The organism is Rhodococcus sp. NPDC058521, assembly GCF_042719695.1.
Classification (GTDB): domain Bacteria; phylum Actinomycetota; class Actinomycetes; order Mycobacteriales; family Mycobacteriaceae; genus Rhodococcus_F.
This window is the reverse complement of sequence record NZ_JBHXNL010000003.1, coordinates 117,160-137,050: the sequence shown is the minus strand read 5'-3', so window position 1 is coordinate 137,050 and position 19,891 is coordinate 117,160. Positions and strand designations below refer to the sequence as shown.

Here is a 19,891-nt window from a genome sequence, read left to right as displayed (position 1 = left end):
CGACCGGTCTGACGAGGAGTTGGAAAATGTTGGTGGTGCTCGGCTTTCTGATGGTCGCCGTGTTCATGTATCTGATCATGTCGAAGCGGGCCACGCCCGTCGTCGGCTTGATCACCGTTCCGGTGGCCTTCGGCATCGCGGCGGGTGCAGGACTTGGCATCGGCGACATGATCACCGATGGCATGAAGGCACTGGCCCCCACGGCGGCGCTGCTGTTCTTCGCGATCATCTTCTTCGGAATCATGATCGACGTGGGTCTGTTCGACCCGCTGGTGAAGCTCATTCTGCGCCTGGTCCGAGACGACCCGATGCGGCTCGTCGTCGGTACCGCCGTGTTGGCCATGGTCGTGTCGCTCGACGGTGACGGGTCCACCACGTTCATCATCGTCACCTCGGCGCTGCTGCCCCTCTATCTCGAGTTGGGCGTGAGCCCGGTCGTGCTCACCGTGGTTGCAGGACTCGCGAACGGCGCGATGAACATCATTCCGTGGGGTGGGCCGACCGTGCGTGCTGCTGCAGCACTGGATATTTCGCCGTCCGAGGTGTTCGTACCGATGGTGCCGTCGTTGATCGTGGGCCTCGTGGTGGTGATGCTCTTCTCGGTGCATCTGGGTGTCGTCGAGCGGCGTCGGGTGGGCAAGTTGGTACTGGATGCGCAGCCGTTGCTGGTCCGGGCCGGGGTCGGTGCGGGCGGAAGCAGCTCGGGTGGAAGCAACTCGGGTGGAAGCAGCTCGGGCGGAAGCGGTTCGGGTGGTTCCGGGACCGGGGAGCTACCCAAATCTGCTGGCGGTAGCAGCAGTTTCGTCGAGGGCCTCGATCCCGAGCGTGCGACGCTTCGTCCGAAACTCTTGTGGTTCAACGGTGTATTGACCGCAGCGCTTCTGGTTGTTCTCGTGATGGACGTGCTGCCGATTCCGGTCCTGTTCATGGGAGCTGCCGCGATTGCACTCGTCGCCAACTTTCCGCGAGTTCAGGAGCAGCAAGAAGCGATCACCCGGCATTCGTCGAGTATCGTCTCGGTGGTTGCGATGGTGTTCGCCGCTGCGGTGCTCACCGGCGTGTTCCAGGGGACCGGCATGGTCGAGGCGATGGCGCAGTGGCTGCTCGAGGTCGTCCCGCCGTCGATGGGACCGCACCTGGCTGTCATCATCGGCGTGCTGAGCCTGCCTTTCACCTTTTTCATGAGCAACGACGCCTTCTATTTCGGAATCATGCCTGTGCTAGCCGAAACCGCCTCGACGTACGGGATCGGTCCTGCGGAGATGGCCCGAGCCTCGATCACGGGTCAGACCTTTCACATGCAGAGCCCTCTGGTTCCCGCGATCCTGCTGCTCGTCACGCTCGCCGGGGTTTCGCTTGCGGACCATCACAGGAAGGTGCTGTGGCGCGCGGCACTGGTGTCACTGTCCATGCTGGTCACCGGGGTATTGATGGGGCAGATTCCCTTCTGATGATTCACGGCTCTCTCGAGACGCGCGGAGCGCATACTGAGAAGAACGGTCTCGAACTGCCAGGCGGTGCGCAGTGTCCAATCCCGAGGTGTTGGTTGTCGGATCCGGTCCGGTGGGTCTCACCGCTGCGATCGAATTGTGTAGGCGCGGCGTCTCCTGCCGGATCGTGGACGCGCTCGACGCGCCGCCGCAGTACGCCAAGGCGGTGGGCGTTCAGCCTCGGACTCTCGAAGTGTTCGAGGGTATGGGTGTTCTCGGTCGGTTCCTCGACGCAATCGTCCCGATGCTGGGCCAGATCGTTTACGTGAACGGATCCGAGGTGGCGCGTTTCGACCTGGAACTGCCCGACGAGATTCCGTTCGGGTTCGTCGGACTACCTCAGTACGCCACCGAGCGGATTCTCACCGAGCACCTGGCCGAACTCGGAACGTTCGTCGAAAGGGGAGTGCGTCTGACGTCGTTCGCGGAGAACGACGACGGAGTCGAGGCCACTCTCGAAGGAGGACGCGGAACGGAGTCGGTACGCGCGCAGTACCTAATGGGCTGCGACGGAGCCCACAGTGTGGTCCGCAAGAAGTTGGGACTCACGTTCGAGGGCGCTGCGTTCACCGAGCAGTACATGCTCGGTGACGTGGCGGTCGATTGGAATCAGCCGCACGGCTACGCCATTCGGTCGATGCACGTCACCGATGGGCAGACGGACGACGTGCTGGTGTGCATACCGCTGCCGGGCCGGGGCAGATACCGCATGTCGATGCTGGTGCCCGACGAACTCTCCACCGAAGGGGTCGGTTCGGCCGACGGCGTGGAACACGGATTCGAAGGCGAGCGTGTACCGCAACTGCACCACATTCAGGCGGTACTCGATCAGCTGTCTCCCGAACCCACGACGGCGTCGAACATGCGTTGGTCCTCCGTGTTCAAGATCAGCCACCGGATCGTCGACTCGTACGGCCTGGGGAGAGTGTTCGTGGCGGGCGATGCCGCGCACATCCACCCCCCGACCGGCGCGCAGGGCATGAACACCGGCATCCAGGACGCGCACAATCTCGCGTGGAAGATCGCCTTGTCGATCGCCGGTGACGCGTCGCCGTCACTTCTCGGCACCTACGATGCCGAACGTCGGCCGGTCGGAGAGGACGTCGTCGGCCGTACCGTCCGCAGCGCACGCGAGGGCATCGGCGCCGGTGAGTCCGACCCGCGGCAGACAATGCTGCGGCAGGCCCAGTTGCTCATCGACTACTCGCAGAGCCCGATAGTCGCGGGAGAAGCGCATCCCGTCGGCCCGGGATCGCGCGCTCCGGACGCTCGTGGCCTCACTCGCGAAGGCGTCGCGTTCTCGTTGCGGTTGTTCTCCTTGCTGGACCGGTTGGGTCACACGCTCCTTGTCTATGCTCGTGCGTCCGTCGACCTGGACGCGATCGATCGTGTGGAGAAGCTTGCTGCGACCGCGCGGGGCCTCGCTCACGGGCGTCTTTCCGTCTATCTGGTCGTGGCGCCCGAGACGGATGTGGTGAGCACCGTCCTGCCTGTGGTGCGAGACACAGATGGCGAATTCGCCGCCGGTTACGGCGCCACCGAACAGTCGACATATGTGGTGCGACCTGACGGCTACCTGGGCTTTCGTTGCGGAAAACCTGATGGTGACGCACTGGCGGAATACCTGAAAGCCACCTTTCGCTGACTGCAGGTGAGGCCCTTCCCCTCTGGATCCGGCTCTATCTTCGACCTCCGGGAATTGATCGCTACATTGGCACGTTAGTTGAGTCAGTAACGCTCAACCTTCAGGAGGAGGCTTCGGAATGCCAGCATTCTTCGGGCCCGAGGGCCCCGGTCGTATCGACATCAGTCGGCTCATGAGCCGAGGAACCCAGGAAGTCATGGGAGCCGCAGCACGCTTCGCTGCCGGCCGCGGTGACTCCGACCTCGATGCTCTGCACGTTCTGCGCGTCATGGCAGAACAAGAACCCGTGAAGTCGCTGATGGAGCGCGCGGGCGCCGACGGGTCGGCGGTTGCCGAAGCGGTCGAGCTTCGCCTCCCACAAGGACGCGACTCCTCCGGTTTCGCAACACCCACCCTCAGCAGTGCAGTCAAGACGGCGCTGCTCGAAGCGCACCAGCTCGCCAGGGCTCTCGGGTCCACGTACATCGACCCGGAACACCTGTTCCTCGCAATGGCGGCGGACAGTGACCACGCGGCAGGACGACTCCTCGCATCCCAGGGAATCACCCCCGAGCGCCTGCAGACCGCAGTGCAGGGCGGGACCGTGGACGAGTCCTCCGAGTCGAATACGCCGAACCTGGACAAGTACGGCTTCGACCTGACCGCCCGTGCACGTGACGGTGGCGTGGACCCGGTGATCGGCCGGTCCGACGAAATCGAACAGACCATCGAGATCCTCTCTCGGCGTACCAAGAACAACCCCGTTCTGGTCGGTGAGGCGGGTGTCGGCAAGACCGCGGTCGTCGAGGGCCTTGCTCAGCGCATCGTGGACGGCGACGTCCCCGAGCGGCTCATCGGGAAGCGTGTGGTCCAGCTCGATCTCTCGAGCATGGTGGCGGGCGCTCGATACCGGGGTGACTTCGAGGAGCGCCTCAACTCGGTGATCGACGAGATCACCGAGCACGCAGAAGAAACCATCGTGTTCATCGACGAGATCCACACCATCGCCGGTGCAGGCGGTGGCGCGGAGGGAGCGATGGATGCCGGAAACATCCTGAAGCCCAAGCTGGCGCGCGGCGAACTGCACGTCGTCGGTGCGACGACGCTCGACGAATACCGCAAGCACATCGAGAAGGACGCCGCCCTCGAGCGACGGTTCCAGCCGGTCACGGTCGACGAGCCGAGCATCGAGGACGCCGTCACCATCTTGAACGGACTGCGGGACCGCTACGCCGAGCACCACGGAGTGCACTACACGGACGAATCGATCACGGCCGCAGTGGAACTGTCTGCGCGCTACATAGGTGACCGATTCCTGCCGGACAAGGCAATCGACCTCGTCGACCAGGCAGGAGCACGGTTGGCGCTACGCACCCCGGGCGTCGACAAGGAAGATCTGCGTAATCGGATCGTCGAGCTCGAACAGGACAAGGAAAAGGCGGTCGCGGACGAGGACTACGAACGTGCATCCGGGCTGCGGGACGAAATCAACGCCGTGACGGCACGTATCGACGGTGCTCCGGATCAGGCCGCCGGCACGCCGGAGGTCACCGCCGAGCACATCGCCGAGGTCGTTTCCCGTGCCACGGGCATCCCGGCCAGCCGAATGACGGAGGCCGAGAAGGAACGGCTGCGCCGTCTGGAAGACGAACTGCACCAGCGGGTCGTCGGCCAGGACGATGCGGTTCGTGCCATCGCGCAGGCAGTGCGTCGGAGTCGGACGGGCATGAGTGACCCCGACCGCCCCGTCGGCAGCTTCCTGTTCCTCGGGCCGACGGGTGTCGGCAAGACGGAGTTGGCAAAGGCATTGGCCGCGAGCCTCTTCGGTGACGAGAGAAAAATGCTGCGACTCGACATGAGCGAGTTCGGCGAACGCCACACGGTGAGCCGCCTCGTCGGTGCACCTCCCGGCTACGTCGGATACGGCGAAGCGGGACAGCTCACCGAGCAGGTGCGGCGCAACCCGTACTCGGTGATTCTTCTCGACGAGATCGAGAAGGCGCACCCGGACGTGTTCAACACGTTGCTGCAGGTGCTCGACGACGGACGACTCACGGACGGCCAGGGTCGGACGGTGGACTTCAAGAACACCGTTCTGATCATGACCAGCAACCTGGGGTCGGACATCATCTCGAGCAAATCGGGTGGTCTGGGCTTCGTGACCGGCAACGCCGAGGCTGCGGAGAAGCCACTGCGTGATCGCGTGATGGCGCGGCTGCGGGAGTCGATGCGGCCCGAGTTCCTGAACCGTATCGACGAGATCGTGATCTTCCGCAAGCTCGACGATCAGCAGTTGCACCGGATCACCGATCTCCTGTTGGAGGACAGCCGAAAGCGGCTCGAGTCGAAGGGCATCGAGATCACCTTCAGCGACGATGCGGTGGACTGGATCGCAGAGCATGGGCATCAGCCCGAGTTCGGTGCTCGTCCGTTGCGTCGGTCCATCCAGCGTGCCGTCGACGACCGGATCGCGGATCTGATTCTCGACGACGTGTTGCTCGAAGGCGGGCGCGTTCAGGTCGGCGTCGCGGACGACGAACTCGACCTTATAGTGCGCTGACGCGCCCGTGAGTGGTTGACGAGTCTCTGGACTCGTCAACCACTCACAGGGGTTTCGGGGACCTGTGGGTAGGGGAGGTGTCTACTGTTGCGCTCGTTGACCAGGATCGGACGCCCCAACTGGGGGAAAGCGCGTTGTGGGCAGGCAGGTCGGTCACACACCTTGCAGCCGGCCCCGATCGGAATGGCCGCATCGGGATCGTCGAGTTGCAGACCTTTCGAATAGACCAGGCGCTCTGCGTATTCGAGGTCGCAGCCGAGTCCGATCGCAAAGTTTTTCTGCGGCCCTCGGTATCCGTGACCACCGCTCTGGGTGGTCCTGGCGATCCAGAGGTAGCTGCGGCCGTCGGGCATCTGAGCCACCTGGCGCAGAATCCGTCCCGGCCGTTCGAACGCTTCGTGAACAACCCACAGCGGGCAACTGCCACCCGCCCGGGAGAAGTGGAATGCCGTGGCGGACTGCCTTTTCGAAATGTTTCCGGCGCGGTCGGTGCGGACGAAGAAGAAGGGAACTCCGCGCTGGCCTTTTCGTTGCAGCGTGCTGAGTCGGTGGCAGATGGTCTCGAAGCCGACCTCGAATCGTTGCGCCAGCAGATCGATGTCGTAGTGCAATTCCTCGGCCGAATCCAGAAACATCTCGTACGGGAGAATCAGTGCGCCGGCGAAGTAGTTCGCGAGGCCGATTCGGGCGAGAGTTCGAGATTCCGCGGTGAGCGACGTATCTTCGCCGACGAGCCGCTCCAGTTCGTCTTCGTGTTGCAGGAACGCCAACTGCGTGGCCAACTGGAATGCCCGTTGACCCGGTTGTAGTCGACGTGCGAGTTTCAGCACCGCGCGGTCCGGGTCGTACTGGCGGTGCGGTCCGAGTGCTCCCACGTCCTCGTTGAGGATCTGGACGCTGACGCCGAACTTGCTTTCGAGCAGACGAGTCAGCTGCAGATCCATCGACCCGATGTGCATACGTTCGCTGCGAAACAGATTCTCGGCGGCCTGATCGAGCGACGGAATGTGATTGCGTCGGTCGTAGAAGAAGTCACGAACCTCTTCGTAGGGCATCGGAGTCTGTGAGTCCGTCGGCGCGCCGGACAAGTGCGCCGAGAACTGATCGAGCTGATCCGCAGCGGCGTGCAGGCGCCGGTGCAAGGTGACCAGTGTGCGACCGATCGACGGCATTCGGGCCACGAGTTCTTCCACCTCGGACAGTTGTGCTTCGCCGTTGGCCTCGGAGAGGACGTCGTGTAGATCCGAGACCAATCGTGCGTCGCTGTCGGCGGCGAAGAACTGCACGTCGAGGTCGAACGTGGCGTTCAGTTTGAGGAGGACGGGGACCGTCAGTGGCCGCTGGTCGTTCTCGAGCTGATTCAGGTAGCTGGACGACAATCCGAGCGCCTTCGCAAGTGCCACTTGGGTGAGGCGGCGCTCTTCCCGAAGTCGTCGCAGTCGGGCTCCGGCATACATCTTGCGCACGCCACTCAGCGTAACGTCGGATGTTCGCAACTATTGCAAAATTGGGAAGTGCGATCCACAAAAATAGGCATTTGCGAGGCATTATGCAGCGATGTTCCGCTGTGTAGCGTGCGAATTATGAAGAAGCACGTAGTACGTACCCGTCCCTCCGCCGAAGAGTTTCCCCGCGAAGACCACCTCGCGTGGAAGGTTGCGGAAGTTGCAACAGATGCGGTTCCGGTTCCCTCCGACACCACCGACATGATCGTCAACCGCATCATCGACAACGCCGCCGTCGCGGCCGCGTCGATCACCCGTGGCCCGGTATCGAGTGCGCGTGCGCAGGCCCTCGCTCACCCGTACAAGCCCGGGTCCACAGTTTTCGGTGTCAGCGATCGCGTCTCGCCGGAGTGGGCGGCATGGGCGAACGGCGTCGCCGTCCGCGAACTGGATTTCCACGACACGTTCCTGGCGGCGGAATACTCGCATCCGGGCGACAACATTCCCCCGATTCTGGCTGTGGCACAGCACGCCGGTCGTAGCGGCGCGGACCTGATTCGCGGACTCGCGACGGGTTACGAGATCCAGATCGATCTGGTGCGGGCCATCTCCCTGCACGAGCACAAGATCGATCACGTCGCCCACCTCGGCCCGTCGGCGGCTGCCGGAATCGGAACGCTCCTTGGTCTCGACGACGAAACGATCTACCAGGCGGTCGGTCAGGCGCTTCACACGACGACTGCCACTCGCCAGTCGCGCAAGGGCGAGATCTCCAGCTGGAAAGCACACGCTCCCGCGTTCGCCGGGAAGATGGCTGTCGAGGCCGTCGACCGGGCGATGCGCGGTGAAGGCGCGCCGTCACCCATTTGGGAGGGCGAAGACGGTGTGATCGCCTGGCTACTCGGTGGCCCCAATGCCGAATACTCGGTACCGCTGCCAGGCCCAGGGGAGGCCAAGCGTGCGATTCTCGACAGCTACACCAAGGAGCACTCCGCCGAGTACCAGAGTCAGGCCCCGATCGACCTCGCCCGCCGAATGCGCGAGCGTGTCGGCGACCTGTCCCAGATCGCGTCGATCGTCCTGCACACCAGCCACCACACGCACTACGTGATCGGCACGGGCTCGAACGATCCGCAGAAGTTCGATCCCTCGGCCAGCCGTGAGACTCTCGACCACTCGGTGATGTACATCTTCGCCGTGGCGCTCGAGGACGGCGACTGGCATCACGAACGCTCGTATGCTCCCGAGCGCGCCAATCGCACCGAGACGATCGAACTGTGGAACAAGATCTCCACCGCCGAGGATCCGGAGTGGACTCGGCGCTACCACTCGACGGACCCCGACGAGAAGGCGTTCGGCGCACGCGCCGAAATCACCTTGAAGAGCGGCGAAGTCATCACCGACGAACTCGCCGTCGCCGACGCACACCCGCTCGGAGCTCGTCCGTTCGCACGCGACCAGTACATCGCGAAGTTCCGCACCCTCGCAGAGGGCGTCATCGCGCCCGCCGAGCAGGACCGCTTCCTGGACGTCGCGCAGCGGACCCCCGAATTGAAGGCCGGCGAACTGGACCAGCTCACCTTCTCGGTATCCGCCGAAGTTCTGGCCGCGGCACCCACCGTGGCGAAGGGGATCTTCTGATGAGCGCCGCGAGCACTTCGAGGGTGATCGCAGCGCCCACGTCTGCCTCGGACAAGCGGAAAGCGTTTCGAGCGGGCCTGGCGTCGGGCAAGATTCAGCGGATGCCCGGGGCGTTCTCGCCACTCGTTGCGATGTTGGCGCAGGAGATCGGCTTCGAGGGTGTGTACGTCTCCGGCGCCGTCGTCTCGGCGGACCTCGGACTCCCGGACATCGGCCTCACCACTCTCAGTGAGGTTGCGGGACGGGGGCAACAGATCGCACGAGCCACCGACGTCCCCACGCTGATCGACGCGGATACGGGATTCGGCGAGCCGATGAGCGCGGCCCGAACCGTCACCGTGCTCGAAGATGCCGGTCTCGCAGGGTGTCACCTCGAGGACCAGGTCAACCCCAAGCGCTGTGGGCACCTCGACGGCAAGGCGGTCGTACCTGCCGGCGACATGATCCAACGGATCAGAGCTGCCGTGTCTGCGCGCAGGGACCCGGATTTCGTGATCTGTGCACGCACCGATGCGCGCGCTATCGAGGGGCTGGATGCGGCGATCGCACGCGCGAACGCCTACGTCGACGCCGGCGCGGACATGATCTTCGTCGAAGCCCTGGCCGATCCTTCCGAGTTCGAGAAGTTCCGTGCCGGGGTCCAGGTTCCGTTGCTGGCCAACATGACCGAGTTCGGCAAGTCCGAGCTGCTGTCGGCGGGCCAGCTCGAGAACCTCGGGTACAACGTCGTGATCTACCCGGTGTCGACCCTGCGTCTCGCAATGTATGCCGCAGAACAGGGATTGCGTGAGATCGCGGAGACCGGAACCCAGGCGGGCGTCGTGGACCGGATGCAGACTCGCAGTCGGCTGTACGAGTTGCTGCAGTACGAGAACTACAACGAATTCGATTCCGGGATATTCAACTTCGAGCTCCAAGGGGAATCATGACCGACATTCGAAAGGGGTTGACGGGTGTCGTCGTCGATACGACTGCGATCTCCAAGGTGGTACCCGAAACCAACACCCTGACCTACCGGGGATACCCCGTGCAGGACCTCGCGACGCACTGCTCGTTCGAAGAGGTTGCGTACCTGCTGTGGCACGGGGAGCTGCCCGACGAAGGACAGTTGCAGGAATTCGTCCAGCGAGAACGTGCTCAGCGTCGGGCAGATCGGTCGCTGCTGTCGTTGCTCGCGAAGCTTCCCGACACGTGCCATCCGATGGACGTGGTGCGTACCGCGATCAGCTACCTGGGTGCCGAGGATCCAGAAGAGGACGACAACGGCGCGGAGGCCAATCTCGCGAAGTCGCTGCGCATGATGGCGGTTCTTCCCACCGTTGTGGCGGCAGATCTTCGAGGTCGGCGGGGCCTGAACCCCGTCAGCCCGGATCCGAACCTGGGCTTCGCCGAGAACTTCCTGTACATGTCGTTCGGCTCGGTGCCGGACAAGCGGATTGCGAAGGCGTTCGAGACCTCCCTCGTTCTGTACGCGGAGCACAGTTTCAACGCGTCGACATTCGCCGCCCGCGTGGTGACGTCGACGCTGTCCGACATCTACAGTGCGGTGACCGCAGCCATCGGTGCCCTGAAGGGTCCACTGCACGGCGGTGCGAACGAAGCCGTCATGCACATGATGCTCGAAATCGACGACCCGTCGAAGGCGTCGGAGTGGTTGCGGGGCAAGATCGCCGACAAGCAGAAGGTGATGGGTTTCGGTCACCGGGTCTACAAGGACGGCGACTCCCGGGTTCCGTCCATGCGTGACGCTCTGAAGGACGTCGCCGCTGTGACGGACGGCCAGAAGTGGCTCGACATGTACGACGAGCTCGAGCGAACCATGTTCGACGCCACGGGTATCAAACCGAATCTGGACTTCCCGGCCGGCCCTGCCTACTACCTCATGGGTTTCGACATCGAGGTGTTCACACCGATCTTCGTCATGGCACGAATCACGGGGTGGACGGCGCACATCATCGAACAGGGCGCTTCGAACGCCCTGATCAGGCCGCTCAGCGAGTATTCGGGGGTGGAGCAGCGAGCCGTGGCCCGCTGACCCCCGTGAGTGGTTAGCGAGTTCCTGGACTCGCTAACCACTCACAGGCGGGGGCCTACAGCTCGGCGCGAACCAGCTTCGCGGCGTCGACGAGGTTGCGAAGCGACGCCTCGACCTCCGCCGGACCACGAGTCTTCAAGCCGCAGTCAGGATTGACCCAAAGCCGTTCCACAGGGACGGCTTTCAGTGCTTCCCGAAGCGAGGAAGCGATCTCGTCGACACCAGGCACACGCGGGGAGTGGATGTCGTACACACCCGGCCCGACACCGAGGTCGAAGCCCACCGCGTTGAGATCGTCGAGAACCTCCATGTGCGAACGCGCAGCCTCGATCGAGGTCACGTCTGCGTCCAACTTGGCGATGGCCTCGATGACCTCACCGAATTCCGAGTAGCACAGGTGGGTGTGGATCTGTGTCTCGTCGGCTACTCCCGATGTCGCGAGCCGGAACGATCCCACCGACCAGTCGAGGTATCCGGCCTGGTCCGCGCTACGCAGCGGCAGTAGCTCGCGCAGTGCGGGCTCGTCCACCTGAACGACCTTCACGCCCGCATTCTGGAGATCCACCGTCTCCTCGCGAATCGCGAGAGCAACCTGATTGGCGGAGTCCGCCAAGGGCTGGTCGTCGCGCACGAAGGACCACGCAAGAATGGTGACCGGACCGGTGAGCATCCCCTTGACGGGCCGCTCCGTGAGGGTCTGCGCGTACGTGATCCACTCGGTCGTCATCGGCTTGGGGCGGCGCACATCACCGAACAGGATCGGCGGCCGTACGCAGCGGCTTCCGTAGGACTGCACCCAGCCGTTCGCCGTGGCGAAGAATCCGTCCAGCTGCTCGGCGAAGTACTGCACCATGTCGTTGCGCTCCGGCTCGCCGTGCACGAGCACGTCGATGTCGAGCTTTTCCTGCAGCGCGACAACGTCCGCGATCTCTGCGCGCATCCGCGAGAGGTACTCTTCCTGGTCGATCTCACCCTTGCGCAGGGCCGCGCGGGCCACCCGGATCTGTGTGGTCTGCGGGTACGAACCGATCGTCGTGGTGGGGAGCAGTGGAAGGTTCAGCGCCGCCTGTGCCTCACGGCGCTGCGCGGCCGGGCTGCGTCCCGAATCGGACTCGACGATAGAGGCCAGACGGCTCCGCAACTCGGCGTCGTGCAGGCGCGGGTCGCTCGCACGAGTCGAAGCGGCAGCGCGGGCGAGTGCGAATTCTTCCTCGACGGACTCGCGTCCCTCGGTGAGTGCCGTTCCCAGAGCGACTACCTCGCGTACCTTCTCGCTTCCGAACGCGAGCCAGGAGCGCAGTGCCTTGTCGATGCCGGTCTCGGCATCGAGCGTGTAAGGAACGTGCAGGAGCGAGCACGACGTCGAGACCGCCAGGGAACCGGCAGAACCCAGAAGGGTGCTCGCGGACGCAAGTGCCTTCTCGAGGTCGGTGCGCCAGATATTGCGTCCATCGACGACCCCGGCGACGATGTGCTTGCGTGACAGCTCCGGAACGGAAGCGAACGTGTCGTTGCCGGCGACGAGATCGACTGCCAGGCCTTCGATTCCGGTGGCGACCAGGGCGGGGAGAGCATCACCGAGACCGCCGAAGTACGACGCGACGAGGATAGCCGGACGGTTCTCCAGGCCGGACAGCGATTCGTACACCCGTGACGCGACCGCGATTTCCTCGGCCGTGCGGTCGGCGACGAGTGCCGGCTCGTCGAGCTGAACCCACTCGGCCCCCTTGGCGGCGAGGAGCGCGAGAAGTTCGGAATACAGCGGAAGCAGTTCGTCGACACGGTCGAGGAGCGGTGCATCCGATCCGACGGACTTCGAGAGCAGCAGGAACGTCACCGGACCGACGATCACCGGGCGCGCCGGAATGCCCAGTGCACGTGCTTGTTCGAGTTCCGCGAGGACCTTCGACGGGTCGAGGGAGAAGGTGGTGGACGGCGAGATCTCGGGAACGAGGTAGTGGTAGTTCGTGTCGAACCACTTGGTCATCTCGAGGGGCGTCACGGTGTCGTTTCCGCGTGCGGCCGCAAAGTAGCGGTCGAGCGGGTTGTCGATGCCCGCGACGCGGTCGGGGAGCGCGCCGAGCATGGCAGCCGTGTCGAGTACGTGGTCGTAGTACGAGAACGTGTTGACCGGGATCGAGTCGAGGCCGGCGTCGCGCAGCTCGGTCCAGTTCCGAGTGCGGAGGTCGGCGGCGACGGACTCGAGGCCGGCAGCGTCGATCTTGCCCGACCAGTAGCTCTCGACGGCCTTCTTGAGTTCGCGATTCGGACCGATGCGAGGGGAGCCCAGCACGGTCGCGGTGAATGAAAGTGTCACGAGATTCTCCAGTTGCGTAGCGGTACGGACACCACCGGCAAGCGGGTACACCTCTCGAGCCCTGGGTATTGCTGCAAGCGCACGGAGGTCTACGCGCCCATTCCACGAGGCGGTGAACCGTCGAGCACGGCGTGCCCGACACAGTCGGCAGGTCTTCGGACTCGCAGGCTCCCGATGTGACGACATCGGACCTAGTGGCCGTCGCTTCCCAGGCGGTTGCGCCCAGTGCGTGGTGACGGCGGTCGTTCCTGCTCACCGCTGCGGGACAGTTCCGGATTCTCACCGGATTCCCTCTCACACGAGTCACCGGAGTGACGCGTGCTTCGACGCCGAGTGTGGTCTTCGGGGCTCCTCACGACCGCACAGGGCGAACCAGCTGCAGTGCCAAGCATAGGCGCAGTGCCTCTGTGAGCGGCAGACGAGTCCATGCACTCGTCAACCGCACGGTGGCGCGGACGCTTACCGGCCGCTACTGTGGTCCGCATGCAGCGCACGTATTTCTGGTTTAGCAGGTCGGCCCCGGGTGGGTCGGTCGGTGTAACCACGCGCTGACCTCCCACTCCACGAGCCGGATCACAGACCGGCTCGCGGAGTTCCTCGAAGGCTTCGAGGGTCGGTCGGAACAGGAAACCGACATCATGTCCGTCACTCTGGACAACCACCATCTCGACAATCAGCGAACGGTCCAGCTCAGTCCGCTCGTGCCCCCGAACGTGGTTCGGGGCGAACTCGGGCCCGACGACGTAGCGTCCGCGACCGTACGCACCGGCCGCGCCAACACCGTCGACATCCTGAACGGGGACGACGACCGCCTGCTGGTCGTGGTCGGGCCGTGCTCGGTGCACGACCCCGTCGCTGCGATGGACTACGCACGCCGTTTGGCGTCCAAAGCAGAGGAACTTCGCGCCGACCTGCAGATCGTCATGCGGGTGTACTTCGAGAAGCCGCGCACCACGCTGGGGTGGAAGGGTCTGCTCAACGACCCCCACCTGGACGGGACGTTCGATATCGACAGCGGTCTGCGAATCGGCCGGAAGCTGCTTCTCGACATTTCGCGTCTCGGGCTACCCGTCGGGTGTGAATTCCTCGATCCGATCATGCCGCAGTACATCGCGGACCTCGTTTCCTACGGGGCCATCGGTGCGCGAACGGCGGCGAGCCAAGTGCACAGGCAGTTGTGCAGCGCGCTGTCGATGCCCGTCGGGATCAAGAATTCCACGGAAGGGGACGTGCAGGTCGCGGTCGACGGCACGCGCGCCGCAGGTGCGAGCCACGTGTTCCCCGGAACCGATCTGGACGGTCATGCGGCTCTGGTGAAGACAGTGGGAAACCCCGACTGTCACGTGATTCTGCGGGGCGGCAGCCAGGGGCCGAACTACGATGCGGAAACGGTCGCAGACACGGTTGCGCGACTTCGCAAGTCGGGTTTGCCCGAACGCGTCGTGGTGGATGCCAGCCACGGCAACAGTTCGAAGAACCACGAGAAGCAGATCGACGTGGTCTCCGATCTGAGTGAGCGGATCGCGAACGGAGAGAAGAGAATCGTCGGCGTGATGCTGGAAAGCTTCCTCGAAGCCGGCAGGCAGGACCTTGCGCTTGGCCGTTCCGACGAACTGGTCTACGGCAAGTCGATCACCGATGCCTGCCTCGGCTGGGAAACCACGGCAGCCCAGCTGGATCGGCTGGCGAATGCGGTGGCCGCGCGACGGTGACGCGTCAGCGAACGCCTCTCGTGCGGAACTGCACACTGATCCGCGGTCCGGTCGGGCGGGCGCTCTTGGGGATGGAATGTTCCCAGGTGCGTTGGCACGAACCGCCCATGACCACCAGATCACCGTGTCCCACGGTGAATTTCAGCGATTGTCCACCGCCGCGCGGCCGCAACATCAGCGGCCGTGCGGCGCCGAGTGACACGATGGCAACCATGGTGTCCTCGGTGCGGCTGCGGCCTGTGTCGTCCCCGTGCCAGGCGACGCTGTCGTTTCCGTCCCGGTAGTAACAGAGGCCCGCCGTGGCGAACCGTTCACCGAGTTCGGGTTCGTAATGGTCGGACAGTGCTTCGCGGCAGGCGTGCAGCAGCGGGTCGGGAAGCTGATCTTTCTCGGCGTAGAACCTGACGAGTCGCGGTACGTCCACCACACGGTCGTACATGGTGCGGCGTTCTGCCCGCCACGGTGTTTCCGTGACGAGCCGGTCGAACAGGTCCTCCGAGCCGGTCAACCAGCCGGGACGAGCGTCGACCCACGCGCCGCGACTGAGCGCGTGCCGCCGAAGAGACCCGCTCAGGACGCCGAGCTGCGTCCCGAGCGCGGGGTCGTCGAACAGCGATGGCTGGAGCATGCGGTCCAGCATACTCCAGCCATCGAACATATGTTCTAATTCATCGGATCGCGGTGAAGTCCCTGCTCCCGAGATACCTGGGTCGCGGGCTCGGCGCGGAGAACGGGTCCGTCGGGGTGTTCTCCACACTGTTGAACACGACGAAAAGGTTCGAGCGAGCGAACGGCGTGATGTTTCCATTCGAGCCGTGCATGCAGTTGGAGTCGAAGACGGTCGCCGAACCGGCATGACCGGTCATGACTTCGATTCCGTACTCGTTGGCCATGCGGGACAACATGCGCTCGTCGGGTGAACCAGTGGGCGGAGCGGTGCTGACCAGTGATTCCTTGTAGTAGTTGTCCGGAGTGCGGCCGGAACACGAGACGAAGTCCTTGTGCGAGCCCGGCATGATCATGAGTCCGCCGTTGTAACCGTAGTTCTCTGTCAGTGCGATCGAAATGCTCATCGCCCGCGGCGTCGGCATGCCGTCTTCGGCGTGCCACGTCTCGAAATCGGAGTGCCAATAGAACGGACCGCCGCTGAAGCCCGGCTTGAAGTTGAGCCTGGACTGATGCACGTACACGTCGGAGCCGAGGATCTGGCGAGCGATCCCTACGACCTCGGGCCGACGAACGATCTCGTCGACGACTGAACTCAGCAGATGGACGTCGAAAACGGAGCGAACCTCTCCGTCCCCGTTCTCTCGCACGACACGACCGTCGCCAACCAGCCGACGATCCTGAGCGAGACGGGTCATCTCGTCCTTGAGGTCGAAGACGTCTCGGGTGGGCACGAGGGCTTCGGAAGAATGAAAGCCGCGGGAGTCGTAATCTGCGATTTCGCGGGGGCTCAGTGGCCCCTTCGTCGGTGTGTCTCGATTCGATTCGAACCACGTGACAGGGTCGTGCCGTTGGCTCACTGTGCACTCGTTGCGGTCACGTGTGGGGTAGTGGTCGGCGACAGCCGTACGCATATTTCGATCTCACCCTTTCAGGTCAGCAATATAGGTACATATCCGACGTTCCCACTGGTCGTCGGCTAATGCAAGCCTGTGCGCAGGCCAGGAACGTCGAAGTGGACCGTGACGATCACGCGCCCCGGATGCGACTCTGGGCGCCGTGATCAGTGCCGCAGCAGTCCTTGGTGTCGCAGCCGTCGAGTTGGGAATGGTGCTCACTCCCGGGCCCAACATGGTCTATCTGGTGTCTCGAAGTGTGACCCAGGGACGGGTGGCCGGACTCGTGTCACTCGCGGGAGTGGCGCTCGGTTTCGCGTGCTACCTGGTGGCCGCGACGCTCGGTATCATCAGTGTGTTCGCAGCGGTCCCGCAGCTGTACACGGCATTGAAGATCGCCGGTGCCCTGTACCTGGCATGGATGGCCTGGCAGGCGTTGCGTCCGGGCGGGAAGGACGTCTTCGCGCGATCGGGGATGCTGGCGCCGGACGGGCGGCGAAAGCTCTTCGTCATGGGTTTGACGACCAACCTGCTCAACCCGAAGATCGCGGTGCTGTACCTCGCCCTGATCCCGCAGTTCATACGCCCCGGAGACGGACCGGTGTGGGCGCAGAGTCTCGTGCTCGGCTCGGTTCAGATCATCGTGGCCCTAACCGTCAACGCGCTGATCGTCTGTCTCGCAGGCGGAATCGCCACTTTCCTCTCGTCGCGCCCAGGGTGGGTGCGGGCCCAGAAGGCGGCAATGGGGACTGTACTCGGCGCCTTGGCGGTGCACCTTCTCGTCGACAAGTCGCGTCCGGCCGCCGCATGAGGCGGACCAAAGTGTCGGTGGGCAGATCTAGCGTGGGTACATGTCGATGGAACTTCAGGTAACTGTTGATCCGGAAATGCCCCACGAACTCACAAAATGGTGGGCCGACGCACTCGGATGGGAGGTGGAGCCGAGTGACGAGGAGTTCATCCGCGGATTGATCAGCGCCGGACATGCGCAAGTGTCCGACACCACCACGTTCGAGGGCGTACTCGTGTGGCAGCAGGGCGCGGCCATCCGGGACCCCGATCATCCGCAGCGCCCTCGCGTTGTATTCCAGTGGGTGCCCGAGTCCAAGCAGACCAAGAACAGACTGCACCTCGACCTGCAAGCCGGCGACGGTCGTGAAGACCTTGCGGCGGTGCTCGAGTCGAAGGGGGCGACAATAATGCACCGCCGAAGTCAGGGCCCGTACCGATGGATCACCATGTCCGACCCGGAAGGAAACGAATTCTGTCTGTGCTGACCCCGCACCGCGTCAGTGCCGAAAACTGCTCGGAGTACTTCCTGTCCACCGCTTGAACGCTCGCCGGAACGCACTCGGCTCGGAAAAGCCCAGACGGGCAGAAAGCACCTCGACCGACTCTCCACGCCGCAGACTGGCAACCGCAGCGTCACGCAATACTTCCTCGCGGAGTTGGTTCAGCGAGGTGCCGTCCTGGCGCAGCAGTCGACGCAGATGCGGCACGCTGATCGACAGCATGTCCGCGATGTCCTCGGCGGTTGCGGTTCGCCCTTTCACTCCGAGCTCGAGGGCACGGCGTACCTGTGCTGACGCGGCAGAATCGTAGTCCCGTTCGGAGAGCAAGAGATTCGGTGATCCACGCAGGTAGTCCTCGAGGGCTTCCTCGGTCCTGATGACGGGTAGGCGCAGCGCTGCGTTGTCGAACTCGATCGCGGGTGCGGGGCAGTCGAACGCCACCGGGACCCCGAATATGTGGTCGTAGTTCTGCGCCAGTGTCGGAAGCGGCGTGGGGTAGGGGACTTCGACAGCCAGTAGACGAACCCGCTTTCCCACGAGCCAGGCGGCGAATCGGTGCAGGAGGATCAGCGTGAAGTCCGTGACGATTCGGGCGGCTTCCTCGGGAATCTCGCTGTCGGCATCGTCCTGAACGACCGTGACGACCGTCCCGCGCTCACCTTCCTCGATGCGCAGCTGCGGCAGTGAAGGCAATGCGCGTACAAGATCGGCCAGTCTGTGCAGCACGGCTGCCAGGTCCGGGCTGTGAATCAGCGCGAGGCACAGCAGTCGGAACGATCCACGCGGAACGGGAGCTGTTCCGAGACCGAATAATTCGTCGTTCGTGAGACGCCATACTTCCTGGGTGAACACGGTGACCTGAGCCGGCGTGAGCCGCGCCAATGGATCCGTCAGTGCGGCCTCTCCGATACCTGCGGCGGACACGGCGGGTCCGAGGTCGACGCCGCCCTGAGTCGAAAGCTCGACCGCGCGCCTGACGAAGTCTGCGGGAATGGTTCGCACGCTCATGTGGCACCGCCTTGGCGGGTCTCGGCTCCGCCGAGGGAGCGAAGGCGTCGGGCAGCCTCGTCGAGGACTTCGTCGCGTTTGCAGAAAGCAAAGCGCACCAGATGATTCCACCGATCGGGGTGGTCGGTGAAGACGCTGACAGGGACGGCGGCGACGCCGATGCGTTCGGGCAGTGTCCGACAGAATTCGATGCCGTCACGTTCGTCGATCGAGGTGATGTCCGCGCAGAGAAAATAGGTGCCCCCGCCGGAATACACTTCGAAGCCGGCCTCGACGAGTGCGCCGTACAGCACATCGCGTTTGGCTTCCAGATGCGAGCGGGAGGACCGGACCCATGCTTGTTCGTGAACGAGCGCGTGCGCGACCGCAGGCTGAAACGGTGCCCCGCCGACGAATGACAGGTACTGCTTCGCCGTGCGAACGGCCGAGATCAGATCGGCGGGCCCGCAGGCCCATCCGATCTTCCAACCGGTGACGTTGAACGTTTTCGCAGCGCTCGACACGGTGACGGTTCGTTCCCACATACCGGGCAAGGAGGCGAGCGGGGTGTGCGCCCGGCCGTCGAAAACGAGATGTTCGTACACCTCGTCGCTGAGGACGAGCAGATCGTGCTCACATGCGATTTCTGCGATGGAGCGCATTTCGTCCATCGTGAGCACCGTGCCGGTCGGATTGTGTGGGGTGTTGACGACCAGCATCGTCGTTCGCGCTGTGATCGCCGCCCGCAGTGCGTCGACGTCCAGACGGAACCCCGAGCCGGCGGGCACCAGGGGTGCGCTCCTCCTGGTCGCACCCGCGAGCGCAACGGAGGCTGCATACGAGTCGTAGAAGGGTTCGATCAACACGACCTCGTCGCCGGGCTCGATCAGACCGAGCAACGTCGCGCTGATCGCCTCGGTCGCACCGACTGTGACCAGCACCTCCGACTCGGGGTCCAAGTCGACGGCGTACCGCCGTTTTCTGTCCTCGGCGATCGCTTCACGCAGGATCGGCATTCCCGCGCCGGGTGGGTATTGATTGACGCCGTCGGCGATGGCCTGGCGCGCTGCAGCGAGCATCGACTCCGGACCGTCGGTGTCCGGAAATCCCTGGCCCAGGTTGACGGCGTCGTGGCGAACGGCGAGTTCCGTCATCTCCGCGAAGATCGTGGATGCGAACGGTTGTAGACGGGCAACTGTCCGGTTGCGGGCTCCCTCGGGCATAAC

The 19,891-nt window shown here is 64.1% G+C and carries 15 protein-coding genes and 1 riboswitch; of the genes, 9 read left to right on the top strand and 6 right to left on the bottom strand.

Annotation, left to right across the window (positions count from 1 at the left end; all coding sequences use genetic code 11):
• Positions 1-26: 26 nt before the first annotated feature.
• The 3 genes from ACFWO3_RS07020 (at position 27) to ACFWO3_RS07010 (ending at position 5,674) form a co-directional block, all read left to right on the top strand.
• Complete coding sequence (locus ACFWO3_RS07020; protein WP_378575342.1) at positions 27-1,451, top strand: CitMHS family transporter; 1,425 nt, start codon at positions 27-29, stop codon at positions 1,449-1,451.
• 73 nt (positions 1,452-1,524) lie between these two features.
• Positions 1,525-3,135, top strand: a complete 1,611-nt coding sequence (locus ACFWO3_RS07015) for an FAD-dependent monooxygenase (RefSeq protein WP_378575340.1) — start codon at positions 1,525-1,527, stop codon at positions 3,133-3,135.
• 118 nt (positions 3,136-3,253) lie between these two features.
• A complete protein-coding gene (locus ACFWO3_RS07010) occupies positions 3,254-5,674 on the top strand; it encodes an ATP-dependent Clp protease ATP-binding subunit (RefSeq protein ID WP_378575337.1) in 2,421 nt (806 codons plus the stop codon).
• Between the two features lie 35 nt (positions 5,675-5,709).
• Here the strand turns inward: ACFWO3_RS07010 and ACFWO3_RS07005 are convergent, their stop codons facing one another.
• The gene (locus ACFWO3_RS07005) at positions 5,710-7,140 is read right to left on the bottom strand and encodes a short-chain fatty acyl-CoA regulator family protein (RefSeq protein ID WP_378575334.1); all 1,431 of its coding nucleotides are present in this window, start codon (positions 7,138-7,140) and stop codon (positions 5,710-5,712) included.
• Positions 7,141-7,257: 117 nt separating this feature from the next.
• Between ACFWO3_RS07005 and prpD the strand changes: the two genes are divergently transcribed.
• From prpD to ACFWO3_RS06990, 3 genes are read left to right on the top strand one after another with little or no spacing between them, the layout of a single operon-like run.
• Positions 7,258-8,760, top strand: coding sequence for a 2-methylcitrate dehydratase PrpD (prpD, locus tag ACFWO3_RS07000; RefSeq protein WP_378575332.1), 1,503 nt, complete (start codon positions 7,258-7,260; stop codon positions 8,758-8,760).
• Positions 8,760-9,689, top strand: coding sequence for a methylisocitrate lyase (gene prpB, locus ACFWO3_RS06995; RefSeq protein WP_378575329.1), 930 nt, complete (start codon positions 8,760-8,762; stop codon positions 9,687-9,689). Before prpD ends, prpB begins: the two co-directional genes overlap by 1 nt.
• Positions 9,686-10,795: a bifunctional 2-methylcitrate synthase/citrate synthase gene (locus ACFWO3_RS06990; RefSeq protein WP_378575326.1), complete on the top strand. Its 1,110-nt coding sequence runs from the start codon at positions 9,686-9,688 to the stop codon at positions 10,793-10,795. Before prpB ends, ACFWO3_RS06990 begins: the two co-directional genes overlap by 4 nt.
• A 55-nt stretch (positions 10,796-10,850) precedes the next feature.
• Here ACFWO3_RS06990 and metE read toward each other — a convergent pair whose 3' ends face one another.
• Complete coding sequence (gene metE / locus ACFWO3_RS06985) at positions 10,851-13,112, bottom strand: 5-methyltetrahydropteroyltriglutamate--homocysteine S-methyltransferase (RefSeq protein ID WP_378575323.1); 2,262 nt, start codon at positions 13,110-13,112, stop codon at positions 10,851-10,853.
• Between the two features lie 128 nt (positions 13,113-13,240).
• Positions 13,241-13,438, bottom strand: a riboswitch (cobalamin riboswitch).
• A gap of 312 nt (positions 13,439-13,750) precedes the next feature.
• On the opposite strand from metE, the gene ACFWO3_RS06980 reads away from it, so the two are divergent.
• Entirely contained in the window at positions 13,751-14,824 is a 1,074-nt protein-coding gene (locus ACFWO3_RS06980) for a 3-deoxy-7-phosphoheptulonate synthase (protein WP_378575320.1), read from the top strand.
• Between the two features lie 4 nt (positions 14,825-14,828).
• On the opposite strand, the gene ACFWO3_RS06975 is transcribed toward ACFWO3_RS06980, so the two are convergent.
• Both ACFWO3_RS06975 and thpD read right to left on the bottom strand, forming a co-directional pair.
• Positions 14,829-15,452 (bottom strand): alpha-ketoglutarate-dependent dioxygenase AlkB, encoded by a 624-nt coding sequence (locus tag ACFWO3_RS06975; protein WP_378575317.1) that lies wholly within the window; start codon positions 15,450-15,452, stop codon positions 14,829-14,831.
• A 40-nt stretch (positions 15,453-15,492) separates the two neighbouring features.
• Positions 15,493-16,404, bottom strand: coding sequence for an ectoine hydroxylase (thpD, locus tag ACFWO3_RS06970; protein ID WP_378575314.1), 912 nt, complete (start codon positions 16,402-16,404; stop codon positions 15,493-15,495).
• A 145-nt stretch (positions 16,405-16,549) separates the two neighbouring features.
• Here thpD and ACFWO3_RS06965 point away from each other — a divergent pair, with 145 nt between their 5' ends.
• Together ACFWO3_RS06965 and ACFWO3_RS06960 are read left to right on the top strand one after the other, a co-directional pair.
• A complete protein-coding gene (locus ACFWO3_RS06965) occupies positions 16,550-17,197 on the top strand; it encodes a LysE family translocator (protein WP_378575312.1) in 648 nt (215 codons plus the stop codon).
• A 40-nt stretch (positions 17,198-17,237) separates the two neighbouring features.
• Positions 17,238-17,663, top strand: coding sequence for a VOC family protein (locus ACFWO3_RS06960; protein ID WP_378575308.1), 426 nt, complete (start codon positions 17,238-17,240; stop codon positions 17,661-17,663).
• Positions 17,664-17,675: 12 nt separating this feature from the next.
• Here ACFWO3_RS06960 and ACFWO3_RS06955 read toward each other — a convergent pair whose 3' ends face one another.
• Positions 17,676-18,686 carry an AraC family transcriptional regulator gene (locus ACFWO3_RS06955; RefSeq protein WP_378575305.1) on the bottom strand — a complete coding sequence of 337 codons (1,011 nt, stop codon included), beginning with the start codon at positions 18,684-18,686 and terminating at the stop codon, positions 17,676-17,678.
• The gene (locus tag ACFWO3_RS06950) at positions 18,683-19,888 is read right to left on the bottom strand and encodes a pyridoxal phosphate-dependent aminotransferase (RefSeq protein WP_378575302.1); all 1,206 of its coding nucleotides are present in this window, start codon (positions 19,886-19,888) and stop codon (positions 18,683-18,685) included. Before ACFWO3_RS06950 ends, ACFWO3_RS06955 begins: the two co-directional genes overlap by 4 nt.
• Positions 19,889-19,891 lie beyond the last annotated feature (3 nt).